Here is a 23,583-nt window from a genome sequence, read left to right as displayed (position 1 = left end):
ATGGATCTGAAAACAGCAAAGGCGCTTGTAACCGGCGGAAGCTCAGGTATCGGATACGCGACGGCACAGCTGCTGCGCGACCGCGGCGCGGAGGTCGCGATCTGCGGCCGCCGCGCCGACGCCCTCGATGAAGCTGCGTCCGAGCTCGGCGCGCTCGGAATCGTCTGCGACGTTTCGCGGGAAGAGGAAGTGAAGAGGATGGTCGGCCGCGTCATCGCCGAGCTTGGAGGCTACAATGTCCTGGTCAACAACGCGGGATGGGGGCGGTGGGCTCCACTCATCGAGACGACCGTCGACGATTTCAGGCGCGTATGGGAGACGAACGTCCTGGGAGCGATGCTCGTCGCGCGCGAGTCGGCCCGTCATTTCGTCGCAAAGAATACAGGCAACATCGTGAACATCGCGTCGACCTCCGGCCAGCGCGGCGGCCCAGGCGGAAGCGCCTACGTTTCCACCAAGTTCGCTCTCTCGGGAATGACCGAATGCTGGAGAGCGGAGCTCAGGAAGAACAACATCCGCGTGATGCAGGTGAACCCGAGCGAAGTGCAGACCAACTTCTTCGTCAGCTCGGGCCGGGCGGCTCGCGCAGCGAACTCGAGCAAGCTTCAATCCTCCGACATCGCCCATGCCATCGTGAGCATGCTCGAGCTCGATGATAGGGGGATGGTGACCGAGGCGACTGTCTGGGCTGCTAATCCGAAAGATTGACATCATCCCTGGCGCGTCATCACTCGTGTTGACGCGCCAGAGAAAAAAGTGGCTAGAGCCCGAAGCGCGTCCGGGCCGCGAACGCTATGAGGTCGGCTGAGCGTGGAATGCCGAGCCATGCGGTGTTGAGGGAGAGATCATAGTTCTCGTGCGCTCTCCACGCGCGCCGGAAATGCCGGCGGACCCATCCCTCACGCTGCGCATTAGTATCGTCGACGAGCTTCGACGCTTCCGCGGAGCTGAGGCGCTCGCGCTCCATCACGCGTGAGATCAGCGCGGCGCGCGGCGCGTAACAGAAGACGTGAATTGTATCCGATCTTTCGGCGAGCATCGACTGCGCACCGCGCCCGACGACGACAAGCGGGCCTGCCAGAATTGCCTCGTCGAGAACGTGGCGGGTCACTTCTATCAGCTGCTCGTCTGTCGGCGCGCGGCGGGCCGCGGTCATCGGCGTTATCCATTCCTGCGAGCCGAGTGTCAGTGCGTCGGATATACGCTCGACGAGAGACGGGACACGCTCTTCACGGGCGGCCACCTGCGCTGGCGTGATTCCGAGGCGCGCCGCGACCATATCGACGACGGTGTTGTCGAGCAGCGACCAGCCGAGCTGGGTTGCGACCAGCCCTGCGACCTCGGAGCCCCCCGAGCCGTAGAGCCGCGAGACCGTGATTATCGACACTTAGTCCTGGTACGGTCTGCGTCGCTTCTCCTCATGCGAGCGCCCGTACAGGCCGGCGTCAGTGCGTGAGATCTTCTTTCGCGCAACGAGAGATTCAAGCAACAGCTCACACGCGGCAGCCAGGACAGGTGTGTCCTTGTCGTCGGCTAGCCCGGTCAGCTCGACAGCATCGATCAAACCCGGCACGGTATTGAACCCGCGAACTACGGCTGCGGCTTCGACATCGTCAGCGACCTGGAGCGCGCCGCCTGCGTCGAACCACATGATGATGTCATCCGTGTTCAACCCGCCGGCGCGATCCTGAAACGTCGCGTCCGACGCGCGGCGTATCAGCTCACGAGCAATGTTGTGTCCGCCAACGAGCTCGCCTTCGTACTCGAGCTCGATTTTCCCCGTGATTGCCGGAAGCGCCGCGTAGATGTCGGCGATGCGAGGAACGATCTCGCGCTCCCCCGTGACAAGCGCGCGCCGCTCGGCGTTCGACACGATGTTCTCCATCACGCTTATCGGCATGCGCTGTGAAACTCCCGAGCGCTTGTCGATCCGCTTGTCCTCCCGTGCCTCGAACGCGATCCGCTCGACGACTTCGGCGATGAAGTCGGGAACCCGCACCGGACGGCCGCGGGTCTCCGTCCATGCTTCCTGCTCGGTGATCGCCATGCCGAGCTCGACCGTCTCCGGATAGTGTGTCATGATCTCGCTTCCGATTCGGTCCTTCAGCGGAGTGATGATCTTGCCGCGCGCGGTGTAATCCTCGGGATTGGCCGTGAAGCAGAGCAGAACGTCGAGCGGCAGGCGCACCGGATAGCCTTTGATCTGGACGTCGCCTTCCTGCATGATGTTGAAGAGGCTGACCTGCACTTTTCCGGCGAGGTCGGGAAGCTCATTCAGCGCGAAGATTCCGCGGTTCGCGCGTGGAAGCATTCCGTAGTGGATCGTGAGCTCGTCGGAGAGCACATGCCCACCACGCGCCGCTCGAATGGGATCGACGTCGCCGATGATGTCCGCGACTGTTACGTCGGGTGTCGCGAGCTTCTCGACGAATCTGCTGTCGCGGCCGACCCAGTCGATCGGGGTCGCTTCGCCGCATTCGTCGAGAATGTTTCGTGCGTACTTAGAGATTGGCGCGAAAGGATTGTCGTTCACCTCACTGCCGGCGACGATTGGAATTACGTCGTCGAGAAACGTCGTAAGCGCGCGAAGGATGCGGGACTTGGCTTGCCCGCGAAGACCGAGAAGTATGAGGTTGTGCCGCGAGAGAAGCGCGTTGACGATCTGGGGCATGACCGTTTCCTCATACCCGACCACTCCCTCGAAGAGAGGGCCCCCACGGGCGAGGCGCGAAAGAAGATTTTCGCGAAGCTCGTCCTTTATCGAACGCAGCGCGAGGCGAGGCTGGCCATAAGGAGACCGCTTCAGCGCTCCAAATGTTTGCGGATACGACGATGACAAGACCTGTGACTCCCAAGTTTTTTTCGAGACGAGCGCTTAATCTACCCGTCGGTAATAACAGCTACTAGCTAGCATTGAATGCCCTGGTCCAGTTACCTTCCTGCACCGTGCACGTCTGGTAGTCAGGCACCCTCCTTGCGGTCTTGACAGCCATATGCGACACGGTAACTTTTCGCCCGCGCCAACCACGAGCATCGCGACTGCGTGCACGGACCGGCGTTTGACCACGTTGGCCCCCTCCAAGGAGATTTTTCAATGAAGCGCATTGCTCTCGTCGCCGCCGTCCTCGCACTTGCCGCATGTGCAAAGAAGGATGAAGCCGCTGTTGACACCGGTGCTGCGATGGCCCCGGCTCCCGCCGCCATGGATACCGGAATGAGAATGATGGATTCCGCCATGATGCGCGATTCGATGATGCGGGATAGCGCGATGAAAGACAGCATCGCCAAGGGAACGAAGAAGTAACCTTCTTCTTCCGGCAGGCGAAGAGGCGCGACTAACCAGTCGCGCCTTTTTCTTGTCCGGCGATCTGCATCGTGCAGTCGCCGCCATCCCACCGTGCGTGCAGCGTCGTTCCCGGCGCTACCTCACGACGCACCATCGCCAGCGCCACACCGCCATGACGCGGTGAAATGGCGACGCTCCGGACATCCCCGACAATATTTCCCGAGTCGTCCACCAGCTCGGCGTTGGTCGGAGGAATCGAGGCACTGACGAAATGGAGCCGCCGCAGGAATCGATTCACGTGCCCGCGAAAATGCACGCGAGCGACAGTCTCCTGCCCGGTATAGCATCCCTTCGTGTAAGAGATCGCTCCCAGCTCGTCGAAGTTGGCTTCCTGGGGAATTGTGGAGTCGTTCATGTCGATCCCCCACTCAGGCCGCCCCGCTTCGATGCGGGCGATATCCCACGTGCGCGCGGTACCCGGCACTGCGCCTCCTGCAAGGAGCCGGTCTCGCATCACCAGATCGAGACTCATCGGAGCAAAGATCTCGTAACCTTCGACATCCAGCTCGGCATTGCGGGCGATCATGATGCGCGCATCTCCGTGCATTACGTGCAGGTGGCCGTACGGGCCGAGTGCAGCAAGCGCGTCTTCGTCGGCGCCTGTTGCAGCCGCGACCACACGACGCGCTTTCGGGCCGATGACCGCAAGATCGTCCAGCTCGGCGGTCACGTCACGATAAGGCGCGACGCGGGGATTGATGTATTTCTTGACGATGTCCCGCCAATTTGCGCCGGCGCGGGCCGAAGTGTCCGTCAGCAGCCCCTCGGCGTCGGCAAAAATGCGGACATCCGCGGAGACTTTGCCCTTCGCCGTGAGCGCGCCGGCGTACTGGCCCTCGCCAGGCGAGAGCGAGAGGACGTCACTCGTGACGAGCCCGGTGACAAGCTCGGCGGCGCGGGGTCCGCCGAAGCGGATGCGGATTCGGTCTCCGCGGTCGATCAGCAACGCGCCCGAGCGCATTGCGGCGTATTCGCTCGCCTCGGACATACTTGGAATTAAACCGGGGGTAGTTGGGAATGCTACTGCATTGGCGGCGCGAAGTGCGACTCCGGCACCACCGTGAGATTTACCTGCTCATCATTGCGTACGACGCGTCGAGCAAGTCCACTGGATGTATAGCCCGCGCTTTTGATCCACTCCGCATAAGGCCCGCTCCGATTTGCATGTGGCACCCCGGATTGCCTGTCGCAACAAACTGAGCACCCGTCTCGGCTATGTTGGCGAGCTTTGTCGCGAGAACAGCATCCGACGTTTCGGGCTCGATCAGATTGTAGATCCCGGCAGCGCCGCAGCACTGGTCCGAGTCACGCAGAGGCACGAGCTCGAGCTGCGGGATCGCGGCGAGCACCGCCAACGGCGGCGTCGATACGCGCTGGCCGTGGAGGAGGTGGCACGGCGCGTCGTAGCAGACGCGGAGCGGCATAGGCGCACCCGGCAGCGGGCCCGCCGCAGCCAGCAGCTCGCTCACGTCTCGCACTTTCGACGCGACCGCCGCGCCTCGATCTACCCACGCAGTGTCGTCCTTCAACAGATGCCCGTAATCCTTCATCATCGCCCCGCAGCCGGCAGAGTTCACGGCGATGACGTCGGCGCCTGAGCGCTCGAATGCTTCGACGTTGCGCTTCGCGAGCAGCCGGGCAGCGTCGATATCGCCGGCGTGCGCGTGCAGCGCGCCGCAGCATCGCTGCCCTTTCGACTCGACGATCTCGTACCCATTCACGCGCAGCACACGCTCGGTCGCGCGATTCGTGTCCGTGAACAATCCTTCCATGACGCACCCGAGCAGAACCGCCGCCTTTCCACGCTCGCCACTGGCGCGCGGTTTGTACGGGTCGCGCTCGAGCGGGCTGCCGGCGGAGGAAAGCATTGCCATCGCGAAGCCGCTTCGTCCACTGACTCGGGCAAGGAGCGTCGGCACAGGCGTGGCGGCAAGAAGGCGCGACGCAAACATCGCAATGCCCAGAAGCACGCGGTTCGCGAACACCCTGAGAATGAGTCGCGCCACAATCGGATTTCGCTGACTCTGAGTCAGTGTCGCGCGCGTCGCTTCGAGGAGGTGCCCGTAGGGAACGCCCGACGGACACGCTGTCTCGCACGCCCTGCATCCCAGGCAGCGACTGATGTGCGTCTGCACCGACTCGTCGTCGGGCGTTATCGTGCCCTCGAGCAGCGAGCGCATTAGAAAAATGCGTCCGCGAGGACTGTCGTTCTCGTCTTCGAGCGCGAGGTATGTCGGGCACGCCTGAAGACAGAATCCGCAGTGCACGCAAGCGTTGATTCCCGGGAGCTCTCCCGCCAGCTCCGAGTTCGGAAGCGCGCACGCCGGCACGGCGTCGGCGGGAACGGGATCCTCGTCGAGATTGTCCTGTAGTTGAACCAGCGGGAGCGAAGTCAATTCGTCGGTCCGAGGATGCCTGGATTGAGAATGCCGAAGGGATCGAACGCTCTCTTGATACCCTGGGACACACGATCTGCCGTAGCGCTGTCAGCGAGCGATGCCCATACGGCCGGCGGAAGAGTCTCGAAGATCATCGTATCGTCGGCGTGCGAAGCCGCCACTCCCTCCATCGCGGAAGCCGGCAGCTCTCCGGGGAAAATGCATCGAACCGTCCCGCGGCCAATCGACGCATGCATCATCGGCGGCTCACCATCCCGGCCGATCGAGCGCGCTCGCTCCCATCGTTCGGCCAGGCCCGCCGGCAGTCCCGACACGCGGACCACCATCGCGTCGGACACAGCGGTGGCTCGCATTTTCTCCCAGACTTCACTCGACACTTCGTTCACGTTCCCAATCGCGGCGAGCGCGTCACGCTGTGCTGACACCGCCGCGGCATTGCCGCCGAATTCGACCAGAATCGTCGGCCGGGCGGGGAGCCCGATTCGACGCGCGAGCTCTTCGCCCACGAGCTCGAGAGAGAAGGGAATTATCGGCGCGTCGAGCAGTGATCGCAGACGCTGAGCAAGCCGCCGCGTATCCGTCGGAGAGTCCATTGCCATGGTCATCCGGTGCGCCGGAAGCGCATACAGCCTGAGCGAGACCTCGGTGATCACGCCGAGTGTTCCCCATGAGCCGGTCAGGAGCCGAACCAGATCGAAGCCGGCGACGTTCTTAACCACGCGGCCGCCGCCCCGAACGATCTTCGCATCACCGGTGACGATCTCGACCCCGAGCACGAGGTCGCGAATCGTACCAAACCCTTGTGAGAGAGGACCTGAGGACGCCGTCGCAACCGTTGCGCCGATCGTCCCCTCGGCAGAGCCGAAGGGATTCAGCGGAAGCCACTGCCCCTCGTCACCAGTCACGCGCGCGATTTCAGCGAGCGTTGTCCCCGCGCGCACGGTAATGGTCAGGTCACTCGCGACATAATCCACCACGCCGCTGTGATCGGCGACGGAGATCTTTTCGACGGCGGCAACCGGCCTGCCCGCGTTCTGCCACCTGGAATTGCCGGCAATGCGCAGCGGAGTCCGGGCGGCTCCGGCCTCACGAACCCGCTCCTGAATCGTCGAAGTCACGCCAGAGCTCCGGCAGGTTCCCGCATTGACGCGGGCGTCGATTTCCATTCCTGACATGCGTGGATAGGAACGACCTTTCCTGGATTCGCGCGGCGATCGGGGTCGAACGCAGAGCGCAGGCGGCACATCGCGTCGAGCGAGTCAGGTGAGAAGATGAGCTCGATGTAATTCAGCTTGTCCAGTCCAACGCCGTGCTCTCCGGTAATGCTGCCACCGGCAGCGACGCATGCACGCATGATCTCGCCCATCGCCAGATGGACACGCTCGCTTTCATCCGGATCATCGGCGTTGTAGGGAATGTTGGGATGCAGGTTTCCGTCACCGGCGTGAAAAACGTTGCACACCGTCACCCTATGCGTTGCAGCGATATGGGCGATTGTCGCGAGGATCTCAGCGAGCCGCGTGCGTGGAATAACTGCGTCCTGCACCACGAGGTGCGGAGCCATGCGGCCCATCGCGCCGAACGCCTTTTTGCGTCCCTGCCACAATCGGAGCCGCTCTGCTTCGTTTCCGGCGACCTTCACTTCACGCGCATGGCCGGCGATGCACAGCTCCCGCACCGTCTGCACGTCGGTTTCCACACCCGCGGGCAGCCCATCGAGCTCGATCAGCAGCACCGCGGCCGCATCCGCCGGATATCCCGCGGCGTAGATGCTCGACTCGACTACCTGTATTGTCGCGCTGTCCATGAACTCGAGCGCCGCCGGAATGATTCCCGACGCGACGATGGCGGAAGTCACGCGTGCCGCATCGTCGACCGAAGTGAAATCCGCGAGCATCGTTCGAACGGCCGGAGGCTTTTTCGTCAGCTTCACGGTCACGTCGAGCGCGACGCCAAAGCATCCCTCCGATCCGATGAACGCGCCAAGGAGATCGTAGCCTTCGCGCTCGCCGGTGTCGCTGCCGAGTGTCATGATCTCGCCATCGGGAAGTACGGCCGTGATAGCAAGGACGTGATTCAGCGTGACGCCGTACTTGAGGCAATGGGGTCCGCCCGCGTTCTCGGCGATGTTCCCGCCGATCGTGCACGCGGCTTCGCTCGACGGGTCCGGCGCATACAGCAGTCCCAGCGGACCGGCAATTCGGTTCAGAGCGAGATTCACAACGCCGGGCTCGACAGTCGCGCGGCGATTCTCGGCGTCGATCGAGATGATTTTTTTCAAACGATGCAGTCCAAGCAGAACTACATCGTCTGCGAGCGCACCGCCGGACAGGCCGGTGCCGGCACCTCGGGGGACGAACGGCGCGCCGGCGGCGGCGAGGATTCGCACCACTTCTATCGTCTGCTCTCGAGTCCCGGGAAAAACTGCAAGGCGCGGCTTGCGCCGATATCCAGGAAGTCCATCGGAGTTGTAAACCAGCAGCTCCGACGGCCGCATGAGCACGAACCTTTCGCCGACCACGCCGGCGAGCTGGTTCGCCAGCTTTTCAGTCGCCATACCGGAAACCTATGCGGGATGCGCGGCCGCTGCCTCTCCGACCAGTTCCTCGACAGGCACGGGGACAACGATGCGAAGCGTGTCGTGCTCTATTCGATACTCGAGCGGAGTCGCCATCGGCTCCGTTTCGCCGTCGAACGCGATCAAGGCTTGAGGCCGCCGGAGATCGATCGTGCAGCGCTCCAGCACGAATGCGTCCAGCTCAGGCATGCGGCGAACGCTCGCCACTCCGCGCGAGACCGCTTCGAAGGCGACGACCAGGAGCCGTCCGCGCCTGCGCCCGTGCACGATGAACAGGTGCAGGCCTCGCTTGCCATTCTTGACGCGGGTGCCAAGATGCGGAAACTCGAGCTCTCGCTCGCCAACGCCGATGAACACCAGGGGCGTCCGGTAGTGTTTGACCTGGCCGTCCACCTCCAGCTCGACGCGGAGCCTCCGCAGGCTGAAGAATATCCTGATCGACGCGATGAGGCTCGCCAGCTTGTAGCCGAAACGCTTTTCCAGCCGGTCGCGCAACCGGACGAACGTGACATAAGCGCCGATCGAGCTCGTGTTGAGGAACACTCGATTTCCCGCAAAGCCGACATCCACGGTTCTCGTCCTTGTGCCGATGGCCACCCGCACCGCCTCCGCGAGCTCGACAGGAATTCCGTTGTCTATCGCAAAATGGTTGAGCGTGCCGCCGGGCAGGATGGCAAGCTCGACGTCGGTACCCGAAATCACCTGTGCCGCGGCGCAAATCGATCCGTCGCCGCCCGCTATGAGGATGCGTTTAGCGCCGGCTGCGACCGCGCGCTTTATCTCGTGCTCGAGTTTTGCCGGCTCGACTTCCTGTACATCAAAATGGCCCGAAGACGTCAGCGCGTCTCGGGCCTTCTCGGAGCTTCCTGAGCCGGGGTTGACGAACGCTGGAATGAGTGAGCGGTCCGTCACCCCTTCACCTGCAGTTGTGTTAGTCCGCTGTCCAGAACCCCGACAGCGCTGCTCCGTCCGGAGACTCGCGCAGCTTTTCGAACGCGCGCTCGCGGATCTGCCTGATGCGCTCGCGGGTTACGCCCATCAGAGCGCCGATCTTCTCGAGCGTCATCGCATCCGAGCCCTGCTCGAGACCGTAATACAGGTGAAGAATCTTCCGCTCGCGGGGCGTGAGATACTTCCGGAAAACGCGATCGATGAACTCGCGCATGAGATGGAAGTCCGTCACTTCCTCGATCTCCGCGCCGTCAACCCCGGCGAATCTCTCCCCAAGAGTGCAGGCCTCGCGGTCCGAGCGGTCGATCGGAGCGTCGAGCGAGATCTCCGTGGCCGACATCTGCTTTGCTGAGCGAACGGCCTCGGGTGTCTCCTCGAGGAGCCGGCCTATTTCGTGGTCTGTGGGATCGCGCTTGAGAACCTGGGAGAGAACTGTCTGTGCGCGGGCGAGCTTGATTAGCTGCGAATTCTGATTGAGGGGAATTCTTACCGATCGGGTCTGCTCTGCAAGGGCTTTGAGAACTGCCTGCCGGACCCACCACACTGCATACGAAATGAACTTTACGCCTTGCTCCGGATCGAACTTTCTTACTGCCTTGAGAAGCCCTTCATTTCCGATCGCCACAAGTTCGCTCAAGTCGAGTCCGTGGCCCTGGTATTTCTTCACGTAGGAGATGACGAACCGGAGATTGGCCGTGACGAGACGCTCTGCAGCTTTCTCGTCACCTGCCTGCGCCCGGCGCGCGAGGCGACGCTCTTCTTCGGCGTTGCTTATCAGCGGGAGTTTCTGTATGTCCTGGAGGTATTGGTCGAAAGCGGTGGAGGGAGACGAACGGAAGAAGCCTTTAGACTTGCTCTCGGCCGAAGTCTGCATGGACGCCCTCTAGCGAATTGTCCGGCAAGCGCTCGATCAGCTCGCGGTGCTCAACCCAAGGCGCACGTTAATGAGGGGGAATTGCAAGGTCAACTGCCACATTTCATGCCAGTCACGGAGTGCCTGTATTTATCGGGTTCTCCGACATGCGATACCGGCGGAGGTTCGTCCGTTTATTACAGAGGACTGGTCATCCCGTTAGTTGGCGCCGGCGTTCTTACGGAGTCGTTGGCGGATCTTTGGTCTTCGTTCGGCTCGTTCCAGTGAGAATGCCAATGCCGATCAGCACGATTACACCGACAGCAATCCACGTCGGCGAGACGCCCACCAGGTACGCTGCGACAGCCAGACCGAGGATGAGCACGATGAAGCCGACGAGGTAGGTACTGAACGATGACATACTGTTGTCCCTCTTAGGGTTGAGGCATGGTCGAGCAATTGTAGGGCCAAACAACCGCCGCGCACTTCGGGCCGATTTGCGGACCGCGCATCGGACCAATTCGCGAACTGTGGACTGGCGACCTCAACGCTTGGCTAGTCCCTCGAACAGCTCGGCCACTGCCCTCAAATCCGGAATCACGTCGAGCTGAAGCTGGGCCAGACTCGGCCTATGCTCCTCTTCGCGAGCTACGAGAACGGCTCGCCCGAACTGCCGGCCAAAACGCGTGGCCTGCTTGCATGACGGAGTCCAGATATCCAGCGTCGCGCCGATGACGTTCCTGCCGGTGTCATCCACCAGAAATCGGCCGATGTACTTGTTGCCCATGAAGACTTCGACGTAGCGCGCGAGCGGAAAAATTCGAGGGTCGGCCGCGACGATGCCCGGTCGGACCCAGCGGCCGCGGCGCGTGGTCCCCTTCAGGCAATACTGCGTAAGGGAAACGGGCACCTCTTCACCTGCACTGGCTCGCGCGAACTGGCGCGGGTGGGGAACGATTCCCAGGGCGCGCATCCGAAGCGCCTCGCGCGCCGAGGCGCGACGGATCACTCCCTTGATGTGACGGCTCTCGCGAATGACCTTCTTCGCTCCGGCGACCAAGGCGGGTTTGGTATAGACCATGGCGGGTTTCGCATAGACGAATACGGGCTGGTGCTTGAGCACGACCTTGCTCATGGGCAGCCGCATGGCACCGCTCTGAATGAACATGATGGCAATAGCGACGGCGATTGCGAGCCGGATAAAATCGCCACGTTTCATGTCAGCACCTCCCGAACGATGTCGTCAGCTACCGTTACAGCCCAACCAGAGCTCGAGCCAGCCATCGCTCCGATACGGCACGGGAGCGCGTACTCTGTTTCGCCGCGACGGGCTTTCTTGTCAGCCCGCATCGCCTCGATGATCCTTTCGCCCGCCACCCCCAGTGGGCGACGCACGGGCAGACCCGCCGCGCTCAGAGCGTTGCGAATCGCTTCCGACGTTCCGGCTTCGGCTATTCCGGCGCGCTCGGCCAGGGCACTTTCGAGCGCCATTCCAATCGCGACGGCTTCGCCATGTGCGAGATCGTAGCCGCTCAGAGCCTCGAGTGCGTGTCCGATGGTGTGACCGAAGTTCAACACCTTCCGGAGGCCGCGCTCCCGCTCGTCGCGGGCGACGATCCCTGCCTTGATCTGTATGCTGCGGACGACGACGCGAGTCAACGTGTCACTCCCGGCACCGCCAGGCGCAAGGAGCGTGGGTAGCTCCTGCGTCACGAACCCAAAGTAACCCGAGTCCGCTATTACGCCATGCTTAATCGCCTCGGCAAATCCCGTTCTCAAAAGGTCAAGTGCAAGCGTACCAAGAGTTTCCGGGTCTGATACGACTGCAGCCGGAGGATGAAAAAGCCCCACCAGATTCTTTCCCGAGGGCGTGTCGACCCCCGTTTTCCCGCCGATCGACGCGTCGATCATCGCCAGGAAAGTGGTCGGGACCTGGACCACGGGGACGCCCCGCATGAACGTGCCTGCAACGAATCCCGCGAGGTCTCCCACCATCCCGCCGCCAAGGGCGACGACCGCAGAATCCCGCCCGAAACCGGCGGCAACGAGATCGTCGGTCAGACGACTCCAGCTCTCCCGGGTCTTGTTTGTCTCACCGGCCGGCACGGTGAAGAGATCGGCCGAACCGGGGAGGAATCCGCCGATAGCCCGGATACCATAGATAGGGCCGACGTTCGAGTCTGTGATGACGGCATACCGATGGGCGGGAGCGAATCTCCGGACGATGTCGCCCAGCCGGTCCAGCGCCCCTCGCTCGACGATGATCGGATACGGGAGGATGCGGACCTCGCCTCCCTCACCCGGTGACGCAAGGCCACTCAACCCGGAGTTGCCCGCTACCAGGTCACCTCTCCCGCTCCTGCCCGGGCATTGGCAGCCCTGGCGAGAGTGAAGAGAAGATCAGACAGGCGATTGAGGTAGACCACCACGATCTGAGGGATCTCCACCTCCCGCTGCAGGCTGATCACACGTCGCTCGGCGCGCCGGCATACTGTGCGGGCGACATGAAGTGCTGCGGCTTTCTGCGTTCCACCGGGCAGGATGAACGCCTTCAATGTGTCGAGCTCGCGATCGCATGCATCTATGGAATGCTCGAGCTCGGCAATCCGATCGTCACCGATGCGCGCTTTGCTGAGATGCTGCTGCATCTTTTCCTGATCCGGAGTTGCGAGCAAGGCGCCGATGCTGAAGAGATCGCGCTGGATCGGAACGAGCACTTCGTCTATCTGCGGCATCGGCTCGGCGGCACGAGCGAGCCCGACGAATGCGTTGAGCTCATCCACATCGCCGTACGCCTCGACGCGCGCATGATCCTTAGAGACGCGGCCGCCACCGAAGAGTCCGGTCATGCCTTCGTCGCCGGTCTTCGTGTAAATCTTCATGATTTGAAATGTGGCTATATTTTGCGCGATGCACGAGATAAGGGACATGACGATCATCGGCGGTGGACCGACGGGTCTTTTCGCCTCCTTTTATGCAGGCATGCGGGGCGCGACGGCGCAGATAGTCGACACGCTTCCGCAGCTCGGCGGGCAGCTCACCGCTCTGTATCCCGAGAAGTACATCTTCGATGTCGGCGGCTACCGGCAGATCCTCGCGAAGGACCTCGTAAACGCTCTAGCCGACCAGGCGGGGCAGTTCAATTTCCCCTCGTTTCTCAACCAGCACGTTACAGGTCTCGAGCAAGAGAATGGGCATTTCGTCCTGGTCACGGAGACCGACCGTTTTCCGAGCCGGTCGGTGATAATCGCCGCCGGAATCGGGGCGTTTACCCCCCGCCGCTTGCCGCAGGCGTGCGCGGAGCCGTGGTATGGGCGTGGGATTTTCGACAACGTCGCCGACCCGGAATTGTTTCGAGACCAGAGGATCGTGATCATCGGCGGCGGAGACACGGCGTTCGACTGGGCGCACCAGCTTCGCGATCGCGCCGCCGCGGTGACGCTGGTGCACCGAAGCGACAGGTATCGGGCGCACGGAGCAACGGTCGCGGAGGTCAACGCTGCAGTCGTGGCCGGGCGAACCACTTTGCTGCCCTTTCATGAGCTGCACGACGTTCTGTCGAGCGACGACCGACTCACCGGCGTGACACTGCGCGACGTGAAAACGAAAGAGACCCGGGACGTCGAGGCTGACTCAGTGCTCCCGATGCTGGGCTTCGTGAGCGACATCGGTCCGCTCGCCAATTGGGGGCTGACTCTCGAGAAGGACGAGATCGTCGTCAACTCGCTGATGGAGACGGGACGACCCGGCATATATGCCGCGGGCGATATCACGGCTTATCCGGGAAAGCTGAAGCTGATAGCGACCGGTTTCGGGGAGGCTGCAGCCGCGGTCAATCAAGCCTTTCACTGGATCTACCCCGAGAAGAAGGTCAATCCGGGGCACTCATCCAACATGGCCGTTTTCGGGCAAAAGGACGACTAGCGCTGTAGCTGACCGCGCGAAGGATATGGGGGAGATTTTCGGATCTCATTGCCAGTATTGGCAATGCACCTGGTGCCGCAGACGACCATCGTAGCGCGATTGCCAATACTGGCAATAGGATCCGAAAATCTCCCCCACATCCTTCCCGCTAGCTGTACGTCACTCGTGGGTCGGCCTTCGCGTATGCGAGGTCGGTGAGAAGATTGACGAGAACGAACACGAAGCTCAGGAACAAAACCGTCCCGCTGATTGCGGGAAGATCGCGGCGCGCAATCGCGTTGACCACATAGCGACCGATTCCCGGCCACGAGAAGATCGTTTCTGTAAGAATGCTCCCCGTCAGGTAGTACCCGAAGTCGAGGCCGAGCACAGTTACTATCGGGATTAGCGCGTTCCTGAGCGCGTGCCGCATCACCACAACCTGCTCAGTCAAACCTTTTGCCCGCGCCGTTCTCACGAAATCGCTGTGGAGTACGTCGAGCATCGCCGATCGCGTGACGCGCGCGAGAAATGCGATGGACCTCGAGCCCAGCGCGAGCGCGGGCAGGATCAGATACTCGACGCCGCCGTATCCCGACGGCGGCAGCCACTTGAGAGTCACCGCGAATACCAGGATCAGGATCAGTCCCACCCAGTACACCGGGAAGGAGATCCCCAGGTACGCCAGGCCGAGCGATATGCGGTCGAACCATCCCCCCGGATTGCGCGAGCTCAGCACACCTATCGTGATACCCAGGACCGAGGCGAGGAGCATTGCCGAGCCCGCAAGCAGCAGCGTTTTTGGGAATCGCTCGCGAATGTCCTGGATTATCGGGCGCTGCGTGATGTACGAGCGGCCGAGATCGCCGCGAAGAACCCCGCCGGTGTAAAGCGCGAACTGCTTCAGCACGGGCTCGTCGAGATGCAGCTCCTTTCGCAGGCGCGCGATTGTCTCCGCGTCTGCGCGCTCGCCAACCATGTCCTGCACCGGGTCACCGGGCGCCACGTACAGGAGCAGGAATACGACGACCATGACGCCGAGGAGCGTCGGAATGGAGAGGACGAGGCGGCGTATGATGAAGGCGAACAATGACCTATCCGGTCACTGCTGCTGCTGCCGTTTGATCTGAACTGACGTCCATGCCTGGCCCGTGAAGATGGACGGAACCTTGAAATCGGTGATCCACGGCTGGATGGCGTAGAGCTCCTTGTAGAAGAACAGGTAGATCATCGGCGCGTCGTTGTAGGACATGAGGTCTGCGTCACGGTACATCGCGACGCGCTTTGTTTCGTCCGGCTCGCGCCGGGCATCCGACACGAGCTTGTCGAACTGCGGGTTCGAGTAGAAGGAGACGTTTCCGCCGACTCCCTTGTTGCTCGTGTGAAGCAGAGGATATAGGAAATTCTCGGCGTCGGGGTAGTCGGCGAACCAGTCCTTGAGTGCCATATCAGTCTGTCCGGCGCGCGCGGCCTCGCGCATGGATGACGCATCGCGCTGGACGAGCTTCACGCGTACGCCGGCATCCGCAAGGTTCGCCTGTATCGTCTGCGCGATCCGCGGGAAGGGCGCTGTCTGCGATGACCACAGCTCGACGTCGATTCCGTTACGATGACCTGCGTCGGCGAGGAGCTGCTTGGCTTTGGCGACATCTCGTGCATAGCCCTTTCGCGTGGAGTCTCCGCCGGCGAGCGACGGCGGGATGACGCCGGCGGCGAGGTTGCCGCGGCCGCTCATGATTCCATCCAGGATACCGCGAACGTCTGTCGCATAGTTCAGCGCCTGGCGGACGCGCGGATCTTTCAGCGGCCCGCGAGTGGTGTTGATGGCGACGTAAAGCATCCTGAGTGCGGGGGCCGACTCGAGCATCGCCTTCTTGTCGTCGGTCTCCTCCCAGTTGCGGGTCTCACCTTCGGGCACGTAAAGGACGTCGACGTTCCCCGACTCGAATTCCGCGACAGCCGTGCTGGGCTCCGGGATGATGCGTGCTCTCAGCGAATCAGCCTTCGGTGCGCCGCCCCAGTAACCGTCGTTCTTCGCGTAGAGGAGGTAGTCGTCGTGCTTCCACTCGACGAACTTCCAGGGGCCCGTGCCCACGGGATGCTCGCCAAAATTGGCGGGCACCGAGTCGGGCACGATCGAGGCAACCGGCATCGCCAGCAGCTTGGGGAAAATTCCGAATGGCTCCGTGAGCCGCATGACGACGGTGCTGTCGTTGGGCGCGGAGAGTCCGGCGATCGATCGGGCTTTGCCGTCCGCATACTCCTTGGCGCCGGCGATCGGATAGAGCGGCCAGCCACGTCCACCCTTGGTTACGGGGTCGAGGGCGCGCTGAAAGCTCGAGATTACGTTCCGCGCGCCAAAAGGCCTCCCGTCGTGGAACTTTACGCCGGACCTGAGGTGAAACGTGTAGGTGAGTCCGTCGGGGGAGACGATCCAGTCTCGTGCCAGGCCCGGTACGAGCTGCGCCTCGGGCGTGAACCGGACGAGTCCGTCGAAAACGTACGAGACTGCGCGCCCGGTTGGCGCATCGGTTGAAAGGGCGGGATCGAGGGAGCGGGGATCGTAGGTGTCGCGGGAATCGATCAGCGTGCGACGCGCGGGCGAGGATTCGCCCCCGGTGCACGCGACGATGGCGGTCAGCGCCGCCAAGGCGAATCGTCGGATGTGCATTACGGTACCGTTGACATGTGGTGGGCGAACGCGAGAACTTACCCAGCCCTCTTGAAGGCGTCAATTTGAGTGAAGACTACTATTACAGGCGCCACCTGGGTGCCGCTGACCTCGTGCCTGCCATCGGCGTCGGCATCGCGGCGGGCCTTGCGGGATTTTACCTTGTGCAACTCTTAATCCAGCGCACTCCGTTGGTACCGCCGGACGCGCTGGCGCGTGAGCCGGAGCCGCCCGAGCCCACGAGCGGACCCGCCGGCCCCTGGGACCGAACTCCCAGCGGGTGATGCTTCACGGATTCGCGCGGCGCATTCCGCAGTTCGCTCTCCCAGCACTTTTTCTCATCGCCGCGCGAACCGCCTCCGCCCAGGACGTGACCTGCGAGACGGGGGATCTGGAGGTGAGGGAGCTCGAGTTTACCGGCAACACGGCGTTTACCTCGGCCGAGCTGGCGAAGATCATCGTCACCACACCGTCCGCGTGGGCGCGGCGGTTTCTGCATTTGCCGTTCACCGCCCGTCGGTGCCTCGATCGCGCGGAGCTTCCAAAGGATCGCGCCCGGCTCATCGTCTTCTACCGAAGGCGCGGATTCCCCGATGTTACCGTCGACACCGCGGTGAGAAGCGCCGGCGCCGGAGGCGTGGAGGTCGAATTCAAAATCAACGAGGGGCGACCGACTCGACTCGAGTCTCTGGTCATTGCCGGCCTCGACTCGGTTCCCGAGCCAGGCCGAATCACACGCGGACTTCCAATCCGGGCGGGACAGAGATTCGATCGCGTCCTTGTAGAAGCTGCGCGCGATACGATAGCACGTCGCCTGCGCAACAACGGCTACCCGCGCGCGGTCGTCACCAACAGCTTCGGCGTCGATTCGCTGAGACTCGCAGCGTTCGACACCATTGCCGTTCAGCCGGGACCCTTCACCCGGATTGGCGGCGTCGACATAGCGGTCGTGCCGTTTTCGGGTAAGTCTCAGCAGATCCCGTTGCCGGTCGTGCGCCGAATCATCGGGCTCGACTCGGGCCGTGTGTATCGCGAGGAAGAGCTGCTTGACGCGCAACGCACTCTCTATCAGACCGAGGCTTACCAGCACGTTTCACTTCTTCCGGACACTGCCTCGGGCCCAACCGACTCGATCCTCACGATCAAGGCGGTCCTGGCGGAAAACACAACGAGGGCCGCCCGGCTCGGCGCGGGATACGGGACGCTCGACTGCTTCAGAGTCAGCGGCGAGCTGTCGAACTACAATTTCATGCACACCGCCCGGCGTCTCGACCTGACTACGCGTGTGTCGAAGATTGGAATCGGCGAGCCGCTCAGCGGCCTGAAGGATGTCTGTCCGCAGGCCAGGTCTGACCCATTTAGCAGGAAACTCAACTATTACGTGGGTGCGACCCTCCGTCAGCCGATATTCCGCAGCCTTCTCGTGCTTCCGAACATCACCGTCTTCAGTGAACGGGTCTCCGAGTACAACGCGTATCTGCGAACGACTGCGATAGGAGGCATCGCGTCGCTCGACTGGCGCCGCTTCAGGCGCACGCCGGTGACGCTCTCTTACTCGATGGACCTTGGCAGAACGGAAGCGCAGCCGGCTCTTTTTTGCGCAGTGTTCAATATCTGCGACAGACAGGATCGGCAGCGCGTACAGCAGACTCAGCGTCTCGCGGTGGTGAGTGCACTCGTATCCCGCGACAACTCGAACAATGTTTTCTCTCCGACGGCGGGCTCGCAGTGGAGGGTGGAAGCGCGTCACGCCTCGCCGGTGACGCTGTCGGACTCCTCGCTGCGCTTCAGCAAATTGCTAGCGGAGCGGTCGCAGTATTGGGGAATTCCCGGCGGGGCGGTGATTGCCTTCCGCGTGCGGGGCGGTATCGTGTTCGGAAGATCTCTGAGCAACACGGGATTCATTCCGCCCCAGGAGCGTCTCTATGCAGGCGGTCCGACAACGGTGCGTGGATTCTCCCAGAACGAGCTCGGATCGGCCATCTATATCGCGCGAAGCTACGAAGTTGCATACCCGATCTTCCCATTCACGGACACGCTGTTTCGCATACCCGGGGGTGATTCGTCTTTTCGCCGCGCCGTCCCGGTTGGCGGCAACTCACTGCTCGTGACGAATCTGGAGCTGCGGCTGCGAAGCCCGTTTCTTCCCGAGGTGCTTCAGTGGACGGTCTTTGCCGACGCCGGCGACGTCTGGAATCGCGGGCAGCGCGGCAGCTTTCAGAACTTCAGCCTCAAGGTTACGCCGGGATTTCAGTTCACCGCACTCTCGCCGGTTGGACCGGTGCGTCTCGTAGTGGGGTACAATCCATACAGCCGGCCGCCCGGACCCATCTATTATGAGGTTCCACGTGTCGTCGGGTCGAGCGACGAGCTCGGCGCCGAGGCGGGCTCACTGCCTTGCGTAAGTCCGGGGAACAGGCTGGCAGTGCACAGACCGGATCCAAACAGCAACATACTTGTTCAATCCGAAGGCATCTGTCCGACTTTTCTGCCGAGAAGCAATACCAGCTTCCGCAGCCGGCTGACCTTTGGATTGGCGATAGGCCAGGCCTTTTAGACGATGTCACGGCGTCAACGAATAGTCACCTTCAGTGCACTGACTCTGCTCACAGTGATCGCGATCGTGTTTTTCATCGCGCTCTCGCTGACGCAGACGGAGTACGGTCAGGGCCAGGTGCGCCGCTTCGTCCAGTCGTGGGTGTCCGGACAGGTGAAGGGGACGATCTACGTCGGGCGAATCAGCGGTGGACTGTTCAACGGGGTGACAATCGACTCCCTCGAGATCCGCGACGACGAGGACTCGCTGTTCGTGAGCACGGGGCGCATCCGCGTGCGCTACGATATGCGCGACATTTTCGACCGGCGGATTCTTCTCAGCCATCTCGACGTTCAGCATCCGGTCGTGCACATACGCGAGCACGAGAACGGAGACTGGAACTGGCGGCGCATATTCCCGGAGGGCCCGGCGGAGGAGCCCGGCACCGGCAGGGGGTTCGGGGATTTCATCGTGATGGACTCCGCCGACGTGCACGACGGCCAGGTCGTTCTTACGCTGCCCTGGCATCCCGATGATACGCTGCGCGGCCGGAAGCGCGACAGCGTCATAGCGCACGCTCTCGGATCGCTCACTCGCGACGAGCCAGGCAACGACTGGCGGAGCGAGATCAGGAGAACGCGCGAAGGATTTGCCCGCACATGGAGGTTCACGGGCCTAAGGTCGAGCTTCAGTTACGCGCGCATCGCGGAGCCCGACTCGATCGGGCGCTTCTTCCGTATCACGCGAGCCAGCGGGACGAGCGCCGATCCGCCGCTCGACATCCGGAAGCTTGCGGGGGACGTCCGCATCCTCGGCGATTCGGTGTGGCTGAACATACCGCAATTCGATCTTCCCGGGTCCAGCGGCAAGGCGCGCGGAAAGCTTTTCTGGGGAAACGATCTGCCCATGCGGTACGCCCTTCAGATCACGGGCGACTCCGTCTCGCTGAACGACGTGGCGTGGGTGTATGCGACTCTCCCTCGCACGGGTGGCGGCCGATTGAATCTGGAGATCAACAACGTCGGTCACCCGCACGTGATGGACTACGCGATAACGGATATGGACGTCAGAACCACGCGCTCGCGGCTCATCGGTGACATGACCTACGCGGTGGGCGGACCGGTGCTCGCCATGAAGGACGTTCGTCTCCAGGCCGCGCCGGTCAACTTCGACCTCATCCGGGCGCTGAACGGGAAGGAGTTTCCCTACGACTGGCAGGGAGACATCACAGGGACGGTGCGCGCGACCGGCGGGCCGCTCAATCGCTTCAGGGTGGACGAGTCCCGGTTCACTTTCGCCGACGCCAACGTACCCGGTGCCGTAACTCGCGGCACTGCGCGCGGTGGACTCGATATCCTGTATCCCGCGTTCACGACCTTTCGCGGACTCGACGTCGACATTGAGACGCTCGACCTTCGCACGATTCGTTATCTCAATCCGGCGTTTCTGGAATTGCGCGGTACCGTGTCCGGCACGGCGAGACTCGACTCTTCGTGGCTCGACCTCCGCTTCTCCAACGCCGACCTCGTGCACCACGATGACGACCTCCCGACGTCGCGCATCACGGGCGCCGGCCGGGTGACGTACGGCGACGAGTTCATGATCTACGACATGGCGCTCGAGGCTGCGCCGGTCTCCATGACGACGCTCGCGAAATCGTATCCGGACATTCCGCTCCGCGGTAATTACACGGGACCGATGAGCATGAAGGGCACCGCGCCCGAGCTTGCAATGGTGACGACTCTCACCGGAGCCGGCGGAACTATTGCCTACAACGGAACCGTCGACGCGAACCTTCCGACGTACGGTGCGCACGGCACCGGCACGGTGACGGGGCTCAACTTCCGCACGCTCGTCGAGAATCCCAAGGCGCCGCGCACGAGCCTGGCGGGCGATTACGTCGTGGATTTTGTCGGCGACTCGATAGTCACCGGCACGGGATCGCTGAAGACTGCGCTGAAGGGAACGATCGAGAAGATCGACATTGCCTCGTCGTCCGCTTCGGTGCGCGTGGACAAGGGCATGGCCTACATCGACACGTTACTCGTCCGCAGCGCTTCAGCCAGCGGTAGTGCCTCCGGCAGTGTCGCGATGACCGAAGCCGGCTCCGGCAAGCTCGGCTTCGTGGTATCAGTTGATTCTCTCTCCGACGTAAAGCGTTACGTCAATACGGCGACATCGCTCCCGGCCGACTCGTTGCGAGGCTCCCTCCGCGTGGCGGGCGAAGTTGTTGGATCGGCCCGCTCGATGGCGTTGAGCGGAACTGTTTCGGGCCACGATCTTTCGGCGCAAGGGCGACGGATTGGCTCGTTGACCGGAAAGTTTGCGCTTCGCGACCTCGCTGGTGCCCCCAGTGGAACGCTGAATCTCCATGCGGAGAGTCTCATGGCCGGCCCTGTCGGCTTCACGTCCGTTGACGCGGACGCGCGCCTCGATTCGGCCGGACTCGCGGTGTTCGACGCATCGCTCGTGAGCGGCAACGGCGTGACATCGACGCTGCGCGGAAGTGCAATGCACTCGAACGATACGACGCGAATCGTGCTGGACAGTGGGCGGGTAACGGTATCCGACGGGTCGAGTTATCGCCTGGATGCACCCGCGCACGTGATGCTCGTGCCAGGCGGCGGCACACTCGATTCGCTTCTCCTCAGCTACTCTAACGCGCGACTTGCCATTCGTGACGTTCGGTTGATCGGCGATTCGCTGCGCGGCAACGTTCGAACGGACAGCGTGGACCTCGCGATTCTCGAGGCGTTCATTCCCGGCGTTCAGAGTGCGCGCGGGCCCCTCGTCGCAAACGTCGACATGTCGGGCACCGTCAAGCAGCCGGTGCTTTCGGGCCAGTTCAGGATTACGGACGGAGTCGCGACGCTGAGGAACGTCGGCACGCGGCTCGAGCGGATCAACGCCGACGTCGCGCTTGCGGGGGACACGGTGTTCGTGAAGCGCCTTGCGGCCGAGACGCGCCGCGAGCGGCGCGGCACGATGTCCGTAGACGGATTCGTGAACCTCGCGCGCTACGACAATCCCGAGTTCTCACTCCGCGCGCGCGCCGAGAACTTCCACATCATCGAGAAGCCCGGGCTCGCGTCGCTGGACATCTCGACCGACAGCGTGATCACGCTGCGCGGTCTGTACAAGGCGGCGACCGTCAGCGGCGCGGTCAGGGTCGACCGCGGCACGATCTACATCCCCGAGCTCATCACGAAGAAGATCGTCGACCTGAGTGATCCGGAATTTGCTGTAATCCTCGACACGCTGCTCGCCCGCGACCGTACGCTCCTCCCGGAGACGCCGAGCGATTTCGCCCGCAATCTCTCGTTGGAGAACGTCCAGGTGAACATCGGCGACGCCGTCTGGCTCCGGTCCTCCGAAGCGAACGTGAAGCTCGGCGGATCGCTCAATGTGACGCTGGGAAAGAGCTCACGGACGAATGAGTCCTCGCAGCTCGCGCTCGAGGGAACGCTCAACGCGGTTCGCGGAACCTATCGCCTCAATCTCGTCGATCCATTCGTCCAGCCGACGTTCGACGTGGAAAGCGGAAGCCTGCGATTCTTCGGAACGCCCGATCTGAATCCCACGCTGGACATCCGCGCGATTCACACAATCCGTCAGCCGCGGCAGCGGAGCGCCAACGTTCGCGATATCCGGGTGCGCGTTACAATCGGCGGCACGCTCGAGCGTCCGCTGCTGTCACTCGACAACCCGGACAACCTCCCGCTCTCACAGTCGGATCTGCTGAGCTATCTGATCACGGGTGAGCCCGCCATCGCGCTCGATAACAGCAGCGCCGAGTATCAGTCGCAGCTGGCGTCGGTGGCGATCCGCTACGGCGGCAATCTTCTCACGAATGCAATTCCAAAGAATATTCTGGACATCGTGGAGCTGCAGACCGCGGGATACGACGCGAGCGCGCGCACCACGGACCCGTACTACTACAATCTTCTGAATACGCGCGCGATACTCGGAAAGCAGATCGGGAATCAGTGGTTCGTCGGCCTGAGCACAGGGTTGTGCGTCGTCAATGCCAGCAATTTCGTCGAGAACTTCGGGCTCAAGCTCGAGTACCGGTTCAACTCGATCTACTCGGCCCAGGCCGGCATCGAGCCCGGCTCGAGCGACCTGACGTGCGCGCGGTCGAATGCGAGCCAGATTCAGCAGCAGACGCCCCGGCAGCTCGGGTTCGACCTCTTCCGCACCTGGCGCTTCTAGGCCAAGCTCTACCGTTGCGACGGCGGGCTCCCGCTCGTCGGATTGATGCTGGTTGCACGAGGCCTGCATCAATGACAGAGGTTTCTTCTTGATTCGGCGGATTATGCGGATCATCCCGGAAGTGGCTCCAGGGC

General features: G+C 62.6%; 20 protein-coding genes. 6 read left to right on the top strand and 14 right to left on the bottom strand.

What is annotated here, in order from left to right; all coding sequences use genetic code 11:
- Nucleotides 1-708, top strand: a complete 708-nt coding sequence (locus VES88_18240) for an SDR family oxidoreductase (protein HYN83425.1) — start codon at nt 1-3, stop codon at nt 706-708.
- A gap of 52 nt (nt 709-760) precedes the next feature.
- Here the strand turns inward: VES88_18240 and VES88_18235 are convergent, their stop codons facing one another.
- Both VES88_18235 and VES88_18230 read right to left on the bottom strand, forming a co-directional pair.
- Entirely contained in the window at nt 761-1,387 is a 627-nt protein-coding gene (locus VES88_18235; GenBank protein ID HYN83424.1) for a cytidylate kinase-like family protein, read from the bottom strand.
- A complete protein-coding gene (locus VES88_18230) occupies nt 1,388-2,839 on the bottom strand; it encodes a magnesium chelatase (GenBank protein HYN83423.1) in 1,452 nt (483 codons plus the stop codon).
- Nucleotides 2,840-3,094: 255 nt separating this feature from the next.
- On the opposite strand from VES88_18230, the gene VES88_18225 reads away from it, so the two are divergent.
- Nucleotides 3,095-3,304, top strand: a complete 210-nt coding sequence (locus VES88_18225; protein ID HYN83422.1) for a hypothetical protein — start codon at nt 3,095-3,097, stop codon at nt 3,302-3,304.
- 31 nt (nt 3,305-3,335) lie between these two features.
- On the opposite strand, the gene VES88_18220 is transcribed toward VES88_18225, so the two are convergent.
- From VES88_18220 to VES88_18175, 10 genes are all read right to left on the bottom strand, one after another.
- On the bottom strand, nt 3,336-4,334 hold the full coding sequence (locus VES88_18220; protein HYN83421.1) for a hypothetical protein: 999 nt from the start codon (nt 4,332-4,334) through the stop codon (nt 3,336-3,338).
- A gap of 79 nt (nt 4,335-4,413) precedes the next feature.
- Complete coding sequence (locus VES88_18215; GenBank protein ID HYN83420.1) at nt 4,414-5,742, bottom strand: heterodisulfide reductase-related iron-sulfur binding cluster; 1,329 nt, start codon at nt 5,740-5,742, stop codon at nt 4,414-4,416.
- Nucleotides 5,739-6,863 carry an FAD-binding protein gene (locus VES88_18210; GenBank protein ID HYN83419.1) on the bottom strand — a complete coding sequence of 375 codons (1,125 nt, stop codon included), beginning with the start codon at nt 6,861-6,863 and terminating at the stop codon, nt 5,739-5,741. Before VES88_18210 ends, VES88_18215 begins: the two co-directional genes overlap by 4 nt.
- Nucleotides 6,860-8,302 (bottom strand): FAD-linked oxidase C-terminal domain-containing protein, encoded by a 1,443-nt coding sequence (locus VES88_18205; protein ID HYN83418.1) that lies wholly within the window; start codon nt 8,300-8,302, stop codon nt 6,860-6,862. The genes VES88_18210 and VES88_18205 overlap by 4 nt, the downstream gene beginning before the upstream one ends.
- A gap of 9 nt (nt 8,303-8,311) precedes the next feature.
- On the bottom strand, nt 8,312-9,235 hold the full coding sequence (locus VES88_18200; GenBank protein HYN83417.1) for a diacylglycerol kinase family protein: 924 nt from the start codon (nt 9,233-9,235) through the stop codon (nt 8,312-8,314).
- Nucleotides 9,236-9,254: 19 nt separating this feature from the next.
- On the bottom strand, nt 9,255-10,148 hold the full coding sequence (locus VES88_18195) for an RNA polymerase sigma factor RpoD/SigA (protein ID HYN83416.1): 894 nt from the start codon (nt 10,146-10,148) through the stop codon (nt 9,255-9,257).
- 217 nt (nt 10,149-10,365) lie between these two features.
- Nucleotides 10,366-10,548 carry a hypothetical protein gene (locus VES88_18190; GenBank protein HYN83415.1) on the bottom strand — a complete coding sequence of 61 codons (183 nt, stop codon included), beginning with the start codon at nt 10,546-10,548 and terminating at the stop codon, nt 10,366-10,368.
- A 123-nt stretch (nt 10,549-10,671) separates the two neighbouring features.
- Nucleotides 10,672-11,346, bottom strand: coding sequence for a 3D domain-containing protein (locus tag VES88_18185; GenBank protein ID HYN83414.1), 675 nt, complete (start codon nt 11,344-11,346; stop codon nt 10,672-10,674).
- Nucleotides 11,343-12,449: a 3-dehydroquinate synthase gene (aroB, locus tag VES88_18180; protein ID HYN83413.1), complete on the bottom strand. Its 1,107-nt coding sequence runs from the start codon at nt 12,447-12,449 to the stop codon at nt 11,343-11,345. The genes VES88_18185 and aroB overlap by 4 nt, the downstream gene beginning before the upstream one ends.
- Before the next feature lie 14 nt (nt 12,450-12,463).
- Nucleotides 12,464-13,009: a cob(I)yrinic acid a,c-diamide adenosyltransferase gene (locus VES88_18175; GenBank protein ID HYN83412.1), complete on the bottom strand. Its 546-nt coding sequence runs from the start codon at nt 13,007-13,009 to the stop codon at nt 12,464-12,466.
- Nucleotides 13,010-13,055: 46 nt separating this feature from the next.
- Between VES88_18175 and VES88_18170 the strand changes: the two genes are divergently transcribed.
- Entirely contained in the window at nt 13,056-14,051 is a 996-nt protein-coding gene (locus VES88_18170) for an NAD(P)/FAD-dependent oxidoreductase (GenBank protein HYN83411.1), read from the top strand.
- 148 nt (nt 14,052-14,199) lie between these two features.
- On the opposite strand, the gene VES88_18165 is transcribed toward VES88_18170, so the two are convergent.
- Both VES88_18165 and VES88_18160 read right to left on the bottom strand, forming a co-directional pair.
- A complete protein-coding gene (locus VES88_18165; GenBank protein ID HYN83410.1) occupies nt 14,200-15,120 on the bottom strand; it encodes an ABC transporter permease in 921 nt (306 codons plus the stop codon).
- A 12-nt stretch (nt 15,121-15,132) separates the two neighbouring features.
- Nucleotides 15,133-16,701 carry an ABC transporter substrate-binding protein gene (locus VES88_18160; protein ID HYN83409.1) on the bottom strand — a complete coding sequence of 523 codons (1,569 nt, stop codon included), beginning with the start codon at nt 16,699-16,701 and terminating at the stop codon, nt 15,133-15,135.
- A 65-nt stretch (nt 16,702-16,766) separates the two neighbouring features.
- Here VES88_18160 and VES88_18155 point away from each other — a divergent pair, with 65 nt between their 5' ends.
- Genes VES88_18155 through VES88_18145 form a run of 3 tightly spaced genes read left to right on the top strand, consistent with a single transcriptional unit; the run spans nt 16,767 to nt 23,449 of the window.
- Nucleotides 16,767-16,985, top strand: coding sequence for a hypothetical protein (locus VES88_18155; GenBank protein HYN83408.1), 219 nt, complete (start codon nt 16,767-16,769; stop codon nt 16,983-16,985).
- Nucleotides 16,985-19,258: a BamA/TamA family outer membrane protein gene (locus VES88_18150; GenBank protein ID HYN83407.1), complete on the top strand. Its 2,274-nt coding sequence runs from the start codon at nt 16,985-16,987 to the stop codon at nt 19,256-19,258. The genes VES88_18155 and VES88_18150 overlap by 1 nt, the downstream gene beginning before the upstream one ends.
- A gap of 3 nt (nt 19,259-19,261) precedes the next feature.
- Nucleotides 19,262-23,449, top strand: a complete 4,188-nt coding sequence (locus VES88_18145) for a translocation/assembly module TamB domain-containing protein (protein HYN83406.1) — start codon at nt 19,262-19,264, stop codon at nt 23,447-23,449.
- Nucleotides 23,450-23,583: the final 134 nt, after the last annotated feature.

It is taken from the genome of Gemmatimonadaceae bacterium, assembly GCA_035633115.1.
Taxonomy (GTDB): Bacteria; Gemmatimonadota; Gemmatimonadetes; order Gemmatimonadales; family Gemmatimonadaceae; genus UBA4720.
This window is presented reverse-complemented; position numbering and strand designations above follow the sequence as displayed.

Excerpts from the sequence above, each read along its gene's own strand:
- VES88_18240 (HYN83425.1), top strand. The coding sequence starts at position 1 with ATGGATCTGAAAACAGCAAAGGCGCTTGTAACCGGCGGAAGCTCAGGT.
- VES88_18225 (HYN83422.1), top strand. The coding sequence starts at position 3,095 with ATGAAGCGCATTGCTCTCGTCGCCGCCGTCCTCGCACTTGCCGCATGT.
- VES88_18220 (HYN83421.1), bottom strand. The coding sequence starts at position 4,334 with ATGTCCGAGGCGAGCGAATACGCCGCAATGCGCTCGGGCGCGTTGCTG.
- VES88_18205 (HYN83418.1), bottom strand. The coding sequence starts at position 8,302 with ATGGCGACTGAAAAGCTGGCGAACCAGCTCGCCGGCGTGGTCGGCGAA.
- VES88_18195 (HYN83416.1), bottom strand. The coding sequence starts at position 10,148 with ATGCAGACTTCGGCCGAGAGCAAGTCTAAAGGCTTCTTCCGTTCGTCT.
- VES88_18190 (HYN83415.1), bottom strand. The coding sequence starts at position 10,548 with ATGTCATCGTTCAGTACCTACCTCGTCGGCTTCATCGTGCTCATCCTC.
- VES88_18185 (HYN83414.1), bottom strand. The coding sequence starts at position 11,346 with ATGAAACGTGGCGATTTTATCCGGCTCGCAATCGCCGTCGCTATTGCC.
- VES88_18175 (HYN83412.1), bottom strand. The coding sequence starts at position 13,009 with ATGAAGATTTACACGAAGACCGGCGACGAAGGCATGACCGGACTCTTC.
- VES88_18170 (HYN83411.1), top strand. The coding sequence starts at position 13,056 with ATGACGATCATCGGCGGTGGACCGACGGGTCTTTTCGCCTCCTTTTAT.
- VES88_18160 (HYN83409.1), bottom strand. The coding sequence starts at position 16,701 with ATGCACATCCGACGATTCGCCTTGGCGGCGCTGACCGCCATCGTCGCG.
- VES88_18150 (HYN83407.1), top strand. The coding sequence starts at position 16,985 with ATGCTTCACGGATTCGCGCGGCGCATTCCGCAGTTCGCTCTCCCAGCA.
- VES88_18145 (HYN83406.1), top strand. The coding sequence starts at position 19,262 with ATGTCACGGCGTCAACGAATAGTCACCTTCAGTGCACTGACTCTGCTC.